The organism is Pseudomonas sp. GW822-FHT05A08, assembly GCF_058800485.1.
Genome location: NZ_CM179511.1, coordinates 4,500,661 through 4,515,441, shown reverse-complemented (window position 1 = coordinate 4,515,441; position 14,781 = coordinate 4,500,661). Strand labels below are relative to the sequence as shown.

General features: G+C 67.4%; 9 protein-coding genes and 1 pseudogene. 7 read left to right on the top strand and 3 right to left on the bottom strand.

Features of this window, described 5'->3' with window-relative positions; genetic code table 11:
- Window positions 1-4: 4 nt before the first annotated feature.
- From AC3RCP_RS20165 to AC3RCP_RS20145, 5 genes and pseudogenes are all read left to right on the top strand, one after another.
- Window positions 5-1,420 (top strand): Y-family DNA polymerase, encoded by a 1,416-nt coding sequence (locus AC3RCP_RS20165; RefSeq protein ID WP_492570993.1) that lies wholly within the window; start codon window positions 5-7, stop codon window positions 1,418-1,420.
- Window positions 1,417-4,500 (top strand): error-prone DNA polymerase, encoded by a 3,084-nt coding sequence (locus AC3RCP_RS20160; protein ID WP_492570994.1) that lies wholly within the window; start codon window positions 1,417-1,419, stop codon window positions 4,498-4,500. Before AC3RCP_RS20165 ends, AC3RCP_RS20160 begins: the two co-directional genes overlap by 4 nt.
- A 262-nt stretch (window positions 4,501-4,762) precedes the next feature.
- Complete coding sequence (locus AC3RCP_RS20155; protein WP_101338423.1) at window positions 4,763-6,874, top strand: hybrid sensor histidine kinase/response regulator; 2,112 nt, start codon at window positions 4,763-4,765, stop codon at window positions 6,872-6,874.
- A 168-nt stretch (window positions 6,875-7,042) separates the two neighbouring features.
- A pseudogene (locus AC3RCP_RS20150) lies at window positions 7,043-9,702 on the top strand (excinuclease ABC subunit UvrA).
- Window positions 9,703-9,902: 200 nt separating this feature from the next.
- Window positions 9,903-10,136: a DUF465 domain-containing protein gene (locus AC3RCP_RS20145; protein WP_007932361.1), complete on the top strand. Its 234-nt coding sequence runs from the start codon at window positions 9,903-9,905 to the stop codon at window positions 10,134-10,136.
- A gap of 175 nt (window positions 10,137-10,311) precedes the next feature.
- Here the strand turns inward: AC3RCP_RS20145 and AC3RCP_RS20140 are convergent, their stop codons facing one another.
- The 3 genes from AC3RCP_RS20140 to AC3RCP_RS20130 form a co-directional block, all read right to left on the bottom strand.
- Entirely contained in the window at window positions 10,312-10,449 is a 138-nt protein-coding gene (locus AC3RCP_RS20140) for a PA0050 family protein (RefSeq protein WP_007932359.1), read from the bottom strand.
- A 139-nt stretch (window positions 10,450-10,588) separates the two neighbouring features.
- Entirely contained in the window at window positions 10,589-11,698 is a 1,110-nt protein-coding gene (locus AC3RCP_RS20135; protein ID WP_492570995.1) for an SMP-30/gluconolactonase/LRE family protein, read from the bottom strand.
- A gap of 25 nt (window positions 11,699-11,723) precedes the next feature.
- Window positions 11,724-12,893: an SRPBCC family protein gene (locus AC3RCP_RS20130; protein ID WP_492570996.1), complete on the bottom strand. Its 1,170-nt coding sequence runs from the start codon at window positions 12,891-12,893 to the stop codon at window positions 11,724-11,726.
- Window positions 12,894-12,987: 94 nt separating this feature from the next.
- Here AC3RCP_RS20130 and bsrA point away from each other — a divergent pair, with 94 nt between their 5' ends.
- Together bsrA and AC3RCP_RS20120 are read left to right on the top strand one after the other, a co-directional pair.
- Entirely contained in the window at window positions 12,988-13,926 is a 939-nt protein-coding gene (gene bsrA, locus AC3RCP_RS20125; RefSeq protein ID WP_007932353.1) for a LysR family transcriptional regulator BsrA, read from the top strand.
- 124 nt (window positions 13,927-14,050) lie between these two features.
- On the top strand, window positions 14,051-14,677 hold the full coding sequence (locus AC3RCP_RS20120) for a thiol:disulfide interchange protein DsbA/DsbL (protein WP_101338418.1): 627 nt from the start codon (window positions 14,051-14,053) through the stop codon (window positions 14,675-14,677).
- The last annotated feature ends 104 nt before the right edge of the window (window positions 14,678-14,781 follow it).

Genomic DNA, 14,781 nt, shown 5'->3' with positions numbered 1-14,781 from the left:
TGCCATGCGCTGGGTCTGTATTCTGTTCCCGCAATTGGCGCTGGACGCGGCGCTGCGCCAGCGCCCCGAACCGGAGGCCGCGCTGGCGTTGCTCAGCGGGACGCCGCAGCGCCGGGTGATCCAGGCGGTGAATGCCGCGGGCCGCGAGCTGGGGTTGCGCCCCGGGCAGTCGTTGACCGCCGCCCAGGCCCTGAGCAAGGACTTCGCCAGCGCCGAATACGACGCCGAGGAAATCGCCCGTTGGCAGCAGTTTCTCGCGGCCTGGGCCTACCGCTTCAGCTCCCAGGTCAGCGTGCATTACCCGCGCACCCTGGTGTTCGAGATCGAGTCGAGCCTGGGCCTGTTCGGCCCCTGGCCACAGCTGGAGGCGCGCCTGCGCCAGGAGCTGGGCGAGCTGGGTTTTCGCCACCGCATCGTCAGCGCGCCGAATCCGGCGGCGGCCCGGGTGCTGGCCAATGCCTACGACGGGCTGGCGGTGACCAACCTGGAACCGTTGCGCCAGGCCCTGGGGCGCATGCCCGTGGAGCGTCTCGGCCTGCCGCCGGGCACGGCCACCGCCTTGTCGCGCATGGGCCTGCGCACCTTCGCCCAGGTGCGTGGGCTGCCGCGGGACACCCTGGCCCGGCGTTTCGACACGGGCCTGCTCAAGCACCTGGACACTCTTTTGGGCGAGCGCTCCCTGGCGCTGGCGTTCTATCAGCCGCCGGATCGTTTTGACCTGCGCATCGAATTGAATTTCGACGTGCTGTCCCATCAGGCCCTGCTGTTTCCCCTGCGCCGCCTGACCTGCGATCTGGCGGCGTTTCTCTGTGGCCGTGACAGCGGGGTGCAGCGCTTCGAGCTGCACCTGGAGCATGTCGAGCTGCCCGACACCCTGGTCAAGGTTGGCCTGCTCAGCGCCGAGCGCGAGCCGGGGATGCTGTTCGAACTGGCGCGCGGGCGCCTGGAGCAAATCCAGGTGCCGGCGCCGGTGCGTGGCGTGCGCCTGGTGGCCGAGGATTTGCCGCGCTTCGTGCCGCAGCACCGCGAGCTGTTCGACGAGCGCCCGCAGCAATCCCTGCCCTGGGAGCAACTGCGCGAGCGCCTGCGCGCCCGCCTGGGGGACGAGGCGGTGCATGGCTTGCGCTTCCACTCGGACCACCGCCCCGAATGCAGCTGGCAGCCGGTCGGCGACAGCCAGGCCTGCCCGCTGCTGCCCGGGCCCCGGCGCCCGGGCTGGCTGTTGCGCGAGCCGCTGGTGCTGGCGGAGGGGGCGGCGCGCATCCTCATGGGGCCGGAGCGCATCGAGTCCGGCTGGTGGGACGGCGGCGACGTGCGCCGCGACTATTACCTGATCGAAACCCGCGGCGGCCAGCAGGGCTGGGCATATCGCCCGGTGGGCGAGGCGGGGCCCTTGCTGTTGCAGGGCTGGTTCGCATGAAGGGCTACGCCGAACTGCACTGCCTGTCGAACTTCAGTTTCCAGCGCGGTGCCTCCAGTGCCCGCGAGCTGTTCGAGCGGGCGGCGGCCCAGGGCTACCAGGCCCTGGCGATTACCGACGAGTGCAGCCTGGCCGGCATCGTCCGGGCCTGGCAGGCCTCGAAGGACTGCAATCTACCGCTGATCGTCGGCAGCGAAATGCGCCTCGACGACGGCCCGAGGCTGGTGTTGCTGGTGGAGAGCCTGGAGGGTTACCAGGGCCTGTGTCGGCTGATCACCCGTGGCCGGCGCCGGGCGCAGAAGGGCCAGTACCAGCTGCTGCGCGAAGACTTCGAACAACCCTTGCCGGGGCTGCTGGCCCTGTGGCTGGCGGACGGTCAACCAGAGGGTGAGCAGCAAGAAGCGGGGCGCTGGTTGCAGCAGGTGTTCGCCGACCGGTTGTGGCTGGCCGTGGAGCTGCACTGTGGCCAGGACGATCAGCGGCGCCTGGGCGAGTCGCTGGCGCTGGCCCGAGGGCTGGGCATTGCCGCCGTGGCCTGCGGCGATGTGCATATGCATGTGCGTGGGCGGCGGGCCTTGCAGGACACCATGACCGCGATCCGCCATCACGTGCGGGTGGCCGAGGCCGGCCAGCGCCTGCACCCCAATGGCGAACGGCATTTGCGCAGCCTCGAGGCCTTGCGCGGGCTGTATCCGCCGGCCTTGCTGGAGGAGTCGCTGAGGATTGCCGAGCGCTGCCATTTCGACCTCGGGCAGTTGCACTACCAATACCCCCGGGAACTGGTGCCGCAAGGGCAGACGCCGGCCAGCTGGCTGCGCGAGCTGACCGAGCGCGGCATCGTCAAGCGCTGGCCCGGGGGCGCCAAGCCCAAGGTGCTCAAGCAGATCGACGATGAGCTGGAACTGATCACCGAGCTGGGGTACGAGAGCTATTTCCTCACGGTGCACGACATCGTCAACTTTGCCCGCGGCCAGTCGATCCTCTGCCAGGGCCGGGGCTCGGCGGCCAACTCGGTGGTGTGTTTCGCCCTGGGCATCACCGAGATCGACCCGGACCGCTCGACCCTGCTGTTCGAGCGTTTTCTCTCCCGCGAGCGCAACGAGCCGCCGGATATCGACGTGGACTTCGAGCACGATCGCCGCGAGGAAGTCCTGCAGTACGTGTTCCAGCGTTACGGCCGTCATCGCGCCGCGCTGACCGCGGTGGTCAGCACCTACCACGGCGCCGGCGCGGTGCGCGATGTGGCCAAGGCCCTGGGCCTGCCGCCGGACCAGGTCAACGCCCTGGCCGATTGCTGCGGCCACTGGAGCGACACGCCGCCGGCCGTCGAGCGCCTGCGGGAGGCCGGTTTCGACCCGGACAGCCCGGTGCTGCGCCGGGTCCTGAGCCTGACCGGGCAACTGATCGGCTTTCCCCGGCACCTGTCCCAGCACCCCGGTGGCTTCGTGATTTCCGAGCAGCCGCTGGACACCCTGGTGCCGGTGGAAAACGCGGCCATGGCCGAGCGCACCATCATCCAGTGGGACAAGGACGACCTGGACGCGGTCGGGCTGCTCAAGGTGGACGTGCTGGCGCTGGGCATGCTCAGTGCGATTCGCCGCTGTTTCGATCTGGTGCGCGGTTATCGTGGCCAGCAGTGGACCCTGGCGAGCATTCCGCCGGATGACCCGGCCACCTACGAGATGATCGGCCGCGCCGACACCATCGGCGTGTTCCAGATCGAGTCGCGGGCGCAGATGTCGATGCTGCCCCGGCTCAAGCCGAAGGATTTCTACGACCTGGTGATCGAGGTGGCCATCGTCCGGCCGGGACCGATCCAGGGCGGCATGGTCCATCCGTACCTGCGCCGGCGTGACAAAAAGGAGGAGGTGACCTATCCCTCCAGGGCACTGGAGGTGGTACTGGAGCGGACCCTGGGCGTGCCGCTGTTCCAGGAGCAGGTGATGCAGATCGCCATCGTCGCCGCCGACTACACCCCCGGCGAGGCCGACCAGTTGCGCCGTTCCATGGCCGCCTGGAAACGCCACGGCGGCCTGGAACCCCATCGCCTGCGCCTGCGCGACGGCATGCGCGCCAATGGCTACAGCGACGAGTTCGCCGCGCAGATCTTCGAGCAGATCAAGGGCTTTGGCAGCTACGGTTTCCCCGAGTCCCACGCCGCCAGTTTCGCCTTGCTGACCTATGCCAGCTGCTGGCTCAAATGCCACGAGCCGGCGGCCTTCGCCTGCGCCCTGATCAACAGCTGGCCCATGGGTTTCTACAGCCCCGACCAGATTCTCCAGGACGCGCGCCGGCATCAGTTGGCGATTCGTCCGGTGGACGTGCGCGCCAGCACCTGGGATTGCAGCCTGGAGCCGCTGGCCGGCGCGCAGCCGGCGTTGCGCCTGGGGCTGCGGATGATCAAGGGCTTTCGCGAAGACGACGCGCGGCGGATCGAGGCGGCGCGTGGGCATGGCCCGTTTGTCGACATCGCCGACCTCGGGCAACGGGCGCGCCTGGACAGCCGCGCCCAGGAGCTGCTGGCCGATGCCGGCGCCCTGCGCGGGCTGGTCGGGCACCGGTATCGGGCGCGCTGGGAAGTGGCGGGGGTGCAGCAACAGCTCGGCCTGTTCGCCGGCCTGCCGCGCCAGGAGGAAGCGCCGGTGGTCTTGCCGCGGCCGACGGTCGGCGAAGACCTGCAGGCCGATTACCTGAGCGTCGGCACTACCCTGGGGCCGCATCCGCTGGCCTTGTTGCGGGGCGAGCTCAAGGCCCGGCGCTGCCGCAGTTCCCGCGAGCTGCTGGAGGTCGAGCACGGGCGCCCGGTGAGCATCGCCGGGCTGGTCACCGGGCGCCAGCGACCGGGCACCGCCAGCGGCGTGACCTTCGTCACCCTGGAAGACGAGTTCGGCAACGTCAACGTGGTGGTCTGGCGTGACCTGGCCGAGCGCCAGCGCAAGGTCCTGGTGGGCGCGCAGTTGCTCAAGGTCGATGGCACCCTGGAAACCGAAGGCGAGGTCCGCCACCTGATCGCCGGGCGCCTGAGCGACCTCAGCGACCTGCTGAGCGGTATCTCCGTGCGCAGCCGGGATTTCCGCTGATGTAGCCACTGCCGCAGGCTGCGACAAGGCTGAAGGCCTTCAGCGATCTTGAGACTTTTACGGCCGTTGCGGCCGATCGCCGCCTGTGGCAGCGGCTACAGGCCGGGGTTGTTTGCCCGGCATCATGGCGATTTGTCCGACAAGCGCGAAAATGCGGTGAAACCATCCGCGTGGCCTGTGCTCCAAATCTTGAGTACCTGTCCGTGGCGTTCGGGGCGCGGCCGGGAATGCCGTCATTCAATCGTGTTCACTGGGTCAAGCGATGCCGTTCTTATCCGATCCTCATGGTTGCCAGGGCTGGAGAGGCGAGATGGCCGGGCGCATCCAGGCGTTCGACTGGTCCGTCACCGAGCTGGGCGCGCTGGAGCAGTGGTCGTCGAGCCTGTGCAGCGCCGTGCAACTGTTGCTGGCCTCGCCGGTGCCGCTGGTCATGCTCTGGGGCCGCTCGGGCTACATGGTCTACAACGATGCCTACGCCGAATTCGCCGGCGGCCGGCATCCGTACCTGCTCGGCCGCCAGGTGGAGCTGGGCTGGCCGGAAGTGGCGGATTTCAACCGCCATGTGCTGGACACCTGCCTGGCGGGCGGGACCCTGTCGTACCGCAACAAGGAGCTGGTCCTGCTGCGCAACGGCCAGCCGGAACATGTCTGGATGGACCTCTACTACAGCCCGGTGGCCGGCGACGACCAGGCCCCGGCCGGGGTCATGGCGATCGTGGTCGAGACCACCGCCCACGTGCTGTCCGAGCAGCGCCGCCAGGAAGTCGAGAACGCCTACCGCGCGGAAAACGAACGGGTGCAGCTGGCGCTCAATGCCGGGGCGCTGCTGGGTTCCTTTGTCTGGGACATCAAGGCCGATCGGCTGTCGGGCGACGAGCGTTTTGCCCGGACCTTTTCCTACCCGCTGGAGCAGCCGCTGGACGACCTGTCGATGGCGGTCGCCGACGGCCGGGTGCACCCCGAGGATCTGCCGCGGATCAAGGAACAGGCAGCCTACAGCGTGAAAAAGGGCGTGCCCTACAACACCGAATACCGGATCCGCCGGGAGGACGGCAGTTACCTGTGGGTCATGGGCTGTGGCCGTTGCGAGTTCGACGACACAGGACAGGCCTTGCGCTTTCCCGGCGTGCTGATCGATATCCACGAACGCAAGATGGCCGAAGAGTCGCTGCTGCAACTGACGCGCAACCTCGAGCAGCGGGTGGCCGAGGAGGTCAACGCGCGGGTCTCGGCCGAGGAGCAACTGCGCCAGGTGCAGAAGCTCGAAGCCATTGGCGGCATGACCGGTGGCGTGGCCCACGACTTCAACAACCTGCTGCAAGTGATCGCCGGCAACCTGCACCTGCTGGCGCGCCATGAGCCGGACAATGCCAATGTGCAGCGCCGGGTCGGCGCGGCCATTACCGCGGTCGAGCGCGGCGCCAAGCTGTCCGCGCAATTGCTCGCGTTCGCCCGGCGCCAGCCGCTGTCGCCCGAGGTCTACAACCCCCGCCGGATCCCCGACAGCCTGAGTGAGCTGCTGCAACGGGCCCTCGGCGAAACCATCGACATCGATGTGCAACTGCCGGCGAAGCCCTGGTGCATCAAGGTCGATCGCAGCCAGCTGGAAAATGCCTTGCTCAACCTGGCGATCAACGCCCGCGACGCCATGAAGGGCGAGGGCACCATCGGCATCCGCGGCGAAAATGTGGTGCTCGACCGCGGTTTCTGCGCCGGCAAGGGCATCAGTCCCGGTGACTACCTGTGCCTGTCGGTGGCCGATACCGGCGATGGCATGCCCCCCGAGGTGCTCAAGCAGGCGTTCGAGCCGTTCTTCACCACCAAGCGCGACGGCCAGGGCACCGGGCTGGGACTGAGTATGGTGTTCGGTTTCGTCAAGCAGAGCGGCGGCCATATCGAGATGCTCAGCACGCCGGGGCAGGGCACCACGGTGCGCATGTATTTCGTGCGCAGCACCGAACCGGAACCGGGAGAGGCGCCCCGGCGCGGGCAGCGGCCTGGCCACGGCCAGGAAACCATCCTGGTGGTGGAGGACAACGAGGACGTCCGCGCGGCGGCGGTCGAGCTGCTGGAGAGCGCCGGCTACAAGGTGCTGGTGGCGGCCAATGGCGATGCGGCCATGCAACTGCTGCTGAGCGGCGCCCGGGTCGAGCTGATCTTCACCGATGTGGTAATGCCCGGCCTGATCAAAAGCACTGACCTTGCGCTCTGGGCCAAGACCCAGTCGCCGGCCGTGGCGGTGCTGTTCACCTCGGGGCATACCCGCGACATCATTTCCTGCAATCACCAGCTCAGCCCGGACACCCACCTGTTGAGCAAGCCCTACAGCCCGGATGCCCTGACCGCCATGGTCAGGTCGGTGCTGGAGGCGTGAGGCCATAAGCGGGGAAAAGTCCGCCAAACGTTCGACATCCGCGGTTGCTCAAAACCCCGGGCCCATGCACCCTGCACCTCGGTCGGGTGGCTGCCGGTCGCCGGTGCTGGCGCCGTGGGGCTTTCTGACTTGACCTCTGTTCCGACACCTCCGATACAAGGCTGTCCCATGACTTCAGCGCGCAACACGCCTTCGCCCCAGGTTTTGTCTTCCTTGCCCGCGAACAGCTCGGGTTTTGTCAGGGTGCGCGGCGCCCGCGAACACAACCTGCGCAACGTCGACGTGGATATTCCCCGCGATGCGCTGGTGGTGTTCACCGGGGTCTCCGGCTCCGGCAAATCGTCCCTGGCGTTCTCGACCCTGTATGCCGAGGCCCAGCGCCGCTACTTCGAATCGGTGGCGCCCTACGCTCGGCGCCTGATCGATCAGGTCGGGGTGCCGGATGTCGACGCCATCGAAGGCCTGCCGCCGGCGGTGGCTCTGCAACAGCAGCGCGGCACGCCGAGCACCCGCTCTTCGGTGGGCAGCGTCACCACCTTGTCCAGCCTGATCCGCATGCTCTATTCCCGGGCCGGCAGCTACCCGCCGGGACAGCCGATGCTCTACGCCGAAGACTTCTCCCCCAACACCCCGCAAGGGGCCTGCCCCAACTGTCACGGCCTGGGCCGGGTCTACGAGGTCAGCGAGGCGTCCATGGTCCCGGACCCTTCGCTGACCATCCGCCAGCGCGCGGTGGCGTCCTGGCCGCTGGCCTGGCAGGGGCAGAACCAGCGCGACATCTCGTGACCCTGGGCTACGACGTCGATATTCCCTGGCGCGACCTGCCGCAAGAACAGCGCGACTGGATCCTGTTTACCGAAGAAACCCCGACCGTGCCGGTGTACGCCGGGCTGACCCCGGAGCAGACCCGCGAGGCCCTCAAGCGCAAGCAGGAGCCGAGCTACATGGGCACCTTCAGCGGGGCCCGGCGCTATGTGCTGCACACCTTCACCCATTCGCAAAGCGCGCTGATGAAAAAGCGCGTGTCGCAGTTCATGCTCGGCAGCCCGTGCCCGCTGTGCGAGGGCAAGCGCCTGAAGCGCGAGGCGCTGTCGGTGACCTTCGCCGGCCTCGACATCGGCGAGCTGTCGCAGATGCCCCTGCTGCAACTGGCCGAGGTGCTCAAGCCGGTGGCCGCCCAGGCTTACCTGGAACAGGCCGAGGAGGCCGGCGAGGTCTGGAGCCACGAACAGACCCAGGCCGCGCGCCAACAACGGATCGCCCAGGGTGCGCCGGGGCATGTCGGAGGGCCGGATGTGCGGCACACGCCGAACCTGTCCCTGGAAAAACGCCTGGCCGCGCAACGCATCGCCCAGGATCTGCTGGAGCGGGTCAGCACCCTGACTGGCCTGGGCCTGGGTTACCTGGCCCTGGAACGCAGCACGCCGACCCTGTCGTCCGGCGAGTTGCAGCGTCTGCGCCTGGCGACCCAGCTGGGTTCGCAGCTGTTCGGGGTGATCTATGTGCTCGACGAGCCTTCGGCCGGCCTGCACCCGGCGGACGCCGAGGCGTTGTTCGAGGCCCTGCAGCAGCTCAAGGCTTCGGGCAATTCGCTGTTCGTGGTCGAGCACGACCTGCAGACCATGCGCCGTGCCGACTGGCTGATCGACGTCGGCCCGGCGGCGGGCGAGCAGGGCGGCCAGGTGCTGTACAGCGGTCCGCCGGCGGGGCTGGCCCAGGTCGCGCAGTCGCAGACCCGCGCCTACCTGTTCGCCGAACAGGCGCCGGCCCGTCGTACCGCGCGCCAGGCCCAGGGCTGGCTGCGCCTGGAGGGCATCAGCCGCAACAACCTGAAGGACCTGAGCGCGCAATTCCCCCTCGGCTGTTTTACCGCGGTGACCGGGGTCTCCGGTTCCGGCAAGTCGAGCCTGGTCAGCCAGGCCTTGCTGGAACTGGTGGGCGCGCACCTCGGGCGGCCGCAGAGCAACGAAGAGCCGGAGGAGCTGAACCTGGAAGACGACGCCCCGCAGGCCAGCAGCGGCGAAGTCACCGCCGGGCTGGAGCGGATCAAGCGCCTGGTGCAAGTGGACCAGAAACCCATCGGCCGTACCCCGCGCTCGAACCTGGCGACCTACACCGGGCTGTTCGACCACGTGCGCAAGCTGTTCGCCGCCACCCCCGAGGCGCGAGCGCTGGGCTACGACGCCGGGCAGTTCTCCTTCAACGTCGCCAAGGGTCGTTGCCCGGCCTGCGAAGGCGAAGGTTTTGTCAGCGTCGAGCTGCTGTTCATGCCCAGCGTCTATGCGGCGTGTCCGACCTGCCACGGCGCGCGCTACAACCCGCAGACCCTGGCCATCCAGTGGCAAGGCCTGGACATCGCCCAGGTCCTGCAACTGACGGTGCAGGAGGCGGTCGAGGTGTTCGCCGGACAGGCGAGCATCCGCCGTTCCCTAGAAGTCTTGCGCGATATCGGCCTGGACTACCTGCGCCTCGGCCAGCCGGCCACCGAACTGTCCGGCGGCGAAGCGCAGCGGATCAAGCTGGCCACCGAGCTGCAGCGCAACCCCCGCGGCGCCACTCTGTATGTGCTGGACGAGCCGACCACCGGCCTGCATCCGCGGGATGTCGATCGCCTGCTGGAGCAACTGGACAACCTGGTGCGGGCCGGCCACAGCGTGGTGGTGGTCGAGCATGAAATGCGCGTGGTGGCCCAGGCCGACTGGGTGATCGATATCGGCCCGGGCGCTGGCGACCAGGGCGGCAAAGTAGTGGTCAGCGGGACGCCACAACAGGTGGCCAGGCACCGCAAGAGCCGCACTGCGCCGTTTCTGGCCCAGGCGCTGGGGTGAGTCGCGGCACCCTCCGCGGGGCTTCGCTCGTGGCGGGTTGTGAGGCGGGCGGTGGGGCGCGGGAAATGTCGCTGCAGGCGACGAACGGTTAGCGCTGTGGTCTGATTGACGGTCGACAGACTGCGGTGGTGGAGGTCATTCTGGTAACTGGCGAGTGCCTGTAAGTGCGCTTGCTACCGATCAACAAACGGAGGTGTTTCATGCCGGTGCCCCACGACCTGTATCAGGACCTGAGCTACAGCAAAGAAGACATTCAACAGCGCCGGGCCAGTGACCCGCACTTGAATGCCTTGTTCGACAAATACTCCAGCATTGATGATCAGGTGCTCAAAGCGGAGGCCGCGGCGGCCGCTGACGAGGAGCTGAAACGACTCAAGGAAAAGCGGCTGCTGATCAAGGACGAAATCTCCGAGAAGCTGACCGCCCGCTTCTGACCCCGACCCTGTCCTGAGCGAGATGTCCCGAGGCTTCGGGCGTCTCGCCAGGTTCTACGCAATCCAGAGCATTGGCTGCTCTTTCCGCTATTTGCCCGTTTACTCCCCTGTATCGACCCGCACCCTTGGCGAGACGCGCCCGAGTCGGGCGCGCCTGTTTCAGCGCCTGCCTGCCTCAAGGGCACTCGCAGGTGCTCGGGCCGAATACCGGGCCTGCACAGGGATCTTCGGACGGTCCGAACACCGGGCACGCGGCCAGCGCCGACAGGGATGAAGTGAGCAGCAGGGAAGCCAGGAGGATTTTGATTTTCATGGGGGATCCACTCTCAATGTGATGGGAATCAATCGGATTCGATTGTTTGTCTTTCCTTGGTGGGCGCCTGTGACGGCGCCGCGCGGGACAGCTTAGATCAGAATCTGGCGAGCATGCCGGTGCCCATGCCGTTATCGCATCAAGGCGCCTTTGACAGCGCGACGCTCAGCGGCAGGCGCGCCATGTGCGTGGCCTTGAGCGAGCCGAAGTACAGCGCGTCGCCGTATTCGCGCACCGTGGTGATGGGGGCGTAGTTGCCGGCGCTGGCGTCCTGCAGGTTGGCGATGACCTGGCCCTGGGTATCCAGGCCGAGGACGAAGCCGCGTTTTTCCACCGGCTTGGGCAGCACGGTCATGGCCCGCACGATCATCTTGCGCATCAGCGGGTAGGGCGCGGTGCCGTCCAGCAGGACATTGCGCGGGGCGTAGAGCGCCACCCAGAAACGCCCCTGGCCGTTGAAGCTGAGGTTATCCGGCAGCCCCGGCAGGTTGTCGATGAACAGGTCGTGGGTGCCGGCCTTGGCGCCGCTGAGCCAGTAGCGGCTGATCCGGTAGGCGCCGGTTTCGTTGACCAGCACATAGGCTTCCTGGGGCCCGAGGGCCACGCCGTTGGCGAACTCCAGGCCGTCCAGCAACTGTTCGGTCTGGCCGGTCTGGAAGTCATAGCGCAGCAGACGCCCGTCGCCGCCGTGCTCGATCACCGCCTCGCCATCCTGGCCGTAGCCCCAGCGGCTGGTGGCATCGCTGAAGTAGGCATAACGCCCGGCGGCGTCCACCGCCACGTCGTCGGTAAAGCCGAAGGGCAGGCCGTTGGCGGAGGTGGTGAGGGTGCTCAGCTGGCCCTTGGCGTCCAGCGCCAGCAGGCCCTTGACCGCGTCGGCGATGATCAGCCGGCCATCCGGATGCCGGGCCAGGCCCAGGGGGCGTCCGCCGGTATTGGCCAGTACCTGCAGGGTGCTGCCGTCCAGGGCGGTGCGGATCACCCGCCCGTCATGCAGGCCGCTGATCAGCGAGCCGTCTTCCAGCAACAGGGCTTCCGGCCCGTCGATATTCAGCGCGCCCACCGTCTGCACGCCCTTGAGCTTCTGGTTCTCGGCGTACAGGCCGCTCTTCAGCGAAGGTGCTGGCGACGGGGTCCAGGCCAATGGCTGGACCTTGGTCGGCATCAGCAGCAGAAAGGCGCCGATGGCGATGACCACGATCAACAGCAGATGGCGAAACTTGATCCGACGGGGTGCGGCGGGCTTCATTGAGGGCGGCTCCTGGGTGATGGGTTCAGGTCGCGCTCTGCGGCGCGACGTCGGCGCCCCGGGGAATCGCCCGTTGCGCCATCTCGCACAAGGCTAGCAGGGAGTCGGCGGACTCCCGTTCTATCCGCCTGCTGAATAGCAGGCGATTGCCCAGGCGCATCAGCAAGCCGTCGAAGCGGTATTCCAGGGTGCGGATAAAGCGCGTGCGGTGGGCGTCCAGCGCCTGGCACTCGTAGGTCACCACCAACTCCAGGCCATGATCGCCCTTGGCCGCGGCGCTCCAGCGATGCCCGGGCAGGTACTCGTCGACCCGCCAGCTCAGGTGCCCGCTGCGCCCGCCGGCGTGGATGTCTTCCTCGAAGCGCGCGCCGGCGGGCAGGGCCCCGGCCGGACCCTGGACCTTCAGCGACGAGGGGTGCCACTCCGGCCAGCGGCTGGAGGCGCAGGCGTAGTCGAGCAGGGCCACCGGGTTGCGCGGAATATCGATCTGATGCTGCATGCGGGTCATGGACGAGGACCTTGTCGATAGAGAGGAGGTGGCGGGTTCCGGCTCCCAGTACAGGGTGCCGAACAGGTAATCCATCAGCGGCAGGACGATGTTGAAATTGCGCTCCTGCATCAGCTCGCGACGGTGATGCAGCTCATGCAGGCGGCGCATCTGGCGGATCCACGGCAGCCGTGCCAGCGGGTGCTCGGCCGGCAGGTGTTCGCAGGCATGGAACACCTCGTAGGCCAGGTAACCGATCAGGGTGCAGCTGGCGAACAGCGCCGCGACATTGGCATTCCAGAACTTCAGCAGCCACCACAGCGGCAGGGCGAACAGTAGGCTGTGGACCACGATCAGCCAGGCCGGAAACAGGATCACCCGCCAGTCCCGGGGGCCGTCGTAGGTCATGTGTCCGGGCACGAAGAAACTGTGGTGATCGCCGCTGTGGCGGGCGTAGAACATCCGCGCGAAGGCCTGCTTGTGGTGGCCCAGCCAACGGTGCACGACGTAGATGCACAGGTTGAAGAACAGCAGCGCCACCGGCACCGCCAGCCACTCCAGGGGCTGTACCTGGTGCAGGGTGCTCCACAGCAGGGCGATGCCCGCCATGCCATAGGCCAGCACGAAACCGCCGTGCAGCCACGGGTTGTAGCGCGGATGAACCGCGGCGCGGTAACGCTCGCGAAATGCCAGGGTGGTTTGCCTCAAGGCCGTTCTCCTGTGGGTTTTATTGTTCTTGTTGACAGCAGATTAGTCCTGCTCGAATTATCCAGCTAATGGATATTCGGAATGGGCATTATTCATGAAGCTGAATTTGCGGCACCTGGATCTCAACCTGCTCTTGGTGTTCGACGCGCTGATGCAGGAGCAGAACCTGTCCCGCGCGGCGGTGCGCCTGAACCTCAGCCAGCCGGCCGTGAGCAACGCCCTGGCGCGCCTGCGCAGCCAGCTCGACGAGCCGCTGTTCATCCGCACCGCCCGGGGCATGCAGCCCACGCCGCGGGCCCATGTGCTGCACGGTTCGGTGCGCCAGGCCCTGCGCCTGCTGCAGGAAGGCCTGGACCCGGGTAGCGAGTTCGACCCGGCGGCGGCCGACCAGACCTTTACCCTGTCGATGAACGACTACGCCCAGGCGCGCCTGTTGCCGGCGCTGTCACGCCGTTTGCAAAGCGCAGCGCCCAAGGTGCGCCTGGCGGTGCGCAGCGATGCCGCCGACTCCCTGCCGGCCTGGCTGACCACCGGGATGCTCGACCTGGCGGTGGACTATCTGTACTTCGACGATCCCGACCTCTGCTACCAGCCGCTGCTGGAAGAACAGCTGGTGGTGATCGGCCGTATCGACCACCCGGCCTTCGAGCCGCAGCTCGGCCTCAAGGCCTATGAGCAGAGCCGGCACGTGGCGATTCCGGACCGGGGCGGGCGTGGCTCGCCGCTGGAGATCGTCCTCGGTTCGGCCAAGGTCCAGCGCCATGTGCAGCTGTTCGTCCCGCATTACCTGAGCATTCCCTTGATCGTCGCCCAGTCGGATTTGCTGGGCACGGTGCCGCGGCGCCTGGCGGAGCACTTCTGCGCGCTGATGCCGATCCGCATCGCCGAGCTGCCCTTGGTGGCGCCGCCGGTGCAGGTCAGCCTGATCTGGCATCGCCAGCAGGAGCGGGTGCCGGGGCATCGCTGGCTGCGCGAGGAAATCATCGCCCTGGCCGCCCGGTTCGCGCAGCAGCCGGAGCTGTCCGGGCGTTGATGACAAAAAACCAACAAAAGATTGGGACTGGTCCGATTGGCACCGCGGACACCGCCTGTATCCTTTGGGGCCCGCTTGACGAGCAGCCGTGCTGACTCAGAGGCGTCAACCCATTGGAGATTGCATGCGTCACTCGATTCTGAACATTGCCCTGGCAGCCAGTTGCCTCTTTGGCCTGGCCGGGCAGACCGCCATGGCGGCGGTGGATGCCAGCCAGTACGTGGAACTCAAGGATGCCGTGCCGCAGGTCGTGCCCGGCAAGATCGAAGTGGTGGAATTGTTTTCCTACGGCTGCGGCCACTGTTACAACCTCGAAGCTTCGATCAACCCCTGGGCCGCCCAGCTTCCCGAAGACGTGAACTTCGTCAAGCTGCCGGCCATGTTCGGCGGGATCTGGGATGTCTACGGCCAGCTGTACCTGACCCTGGCGACCATGGATGCCAAGCCCGAAGCGCACCACGCGGTATTCGAGGCGATCCACCGCGGCAACCGCCTGAAAACCCCAGAGGCCATGGCCGAGCTGCTCAAAGGCCAGGGCATCGAGCCGGCGAAGTTCCTCGCCACCTACAACTCCTTCGCCGTGCAGGCCAAGGTGATGGACGCGAAAAAACGCACCGCGGCCTACCAGGCCACCGGCGTGCCCTCGCTGGTGGTGGACGGCAAGTACCGCTTCGGCATGACCAACGACGGCGCCAAGGGCCTGTTCGCGGTGGCGGACCAGTTGATCGCCCAGGTGCGGGCGGCAAAATAAGCCCTCGATCCCCTGGCCGCTGTCCAGCCGGCGAGGCTCGGCAGCGGCCCAAGGGCATCGAGCGGTAGTCAAAAAGGGCGTCGCTAGCGATGCCCCTCACAAGC

Bases quoted from the DNA above. Each gene is read 5' to 3' on its own strand.
- AC3RCP_RS20165 (WP_492570993.1), top strand. From the start codon at position 5: ATGCGCTGGGTCTGTATTCTGTTCCCGCAATTGGCGCTGGACGCGGCG.
- AC3RCP_RS20160 (WP_492570994.1), top strand. From the start codon at position 1,417: ATGAAGGGCTACGCCGAACTGCACTGCCTGTCGAACTTCAGTTTCCAG.
- AC3RCP_RS20155 (WP_101338423.1), top strand. From the start codon at position 4,763: ATGCCGTTCTTATCCGATCCTCATGGTTGCCAGGGCTGGAGAGGCGAG.
- AC3RCP_RS20145 (WP_007932361.1), top strand. From the start codon at position 9,903: ATGCCGGTGCCCCACGACCTGTATCAGGACCTGAGCTACAGCAAAGAA.
- AC3RCP_RS20140 (WP_007932359.1), bottom strand. From the start codon at position 10,449: ATGAAAATCAAAATCCTCCTGGCTTCCCTGCTGCTCACTTCATCCCTG.
- AC3RCP_RS20135 (WP_492570995.1), bottom strand. From the start codon at position 11,698: ATGAAGCCCGCCGCACCCCGTCGGATCAAGTTTCGCCATCTGCTGTTG.
- bsrA (WP_007932353.1), top strand. From the start codon at position 12,988: ATGAAGCTGAATTTGCGGCACCTGGATCTCAACCTGCTCTTGGTGTTC.
- AC3RCP_RS20120 (WP_101338418.1), top strand. From the start codon at position 14,051: ATGCGTCACTCGATTCTGAACATTGCCCTGGCAGCCAGTTGCCTCTTT.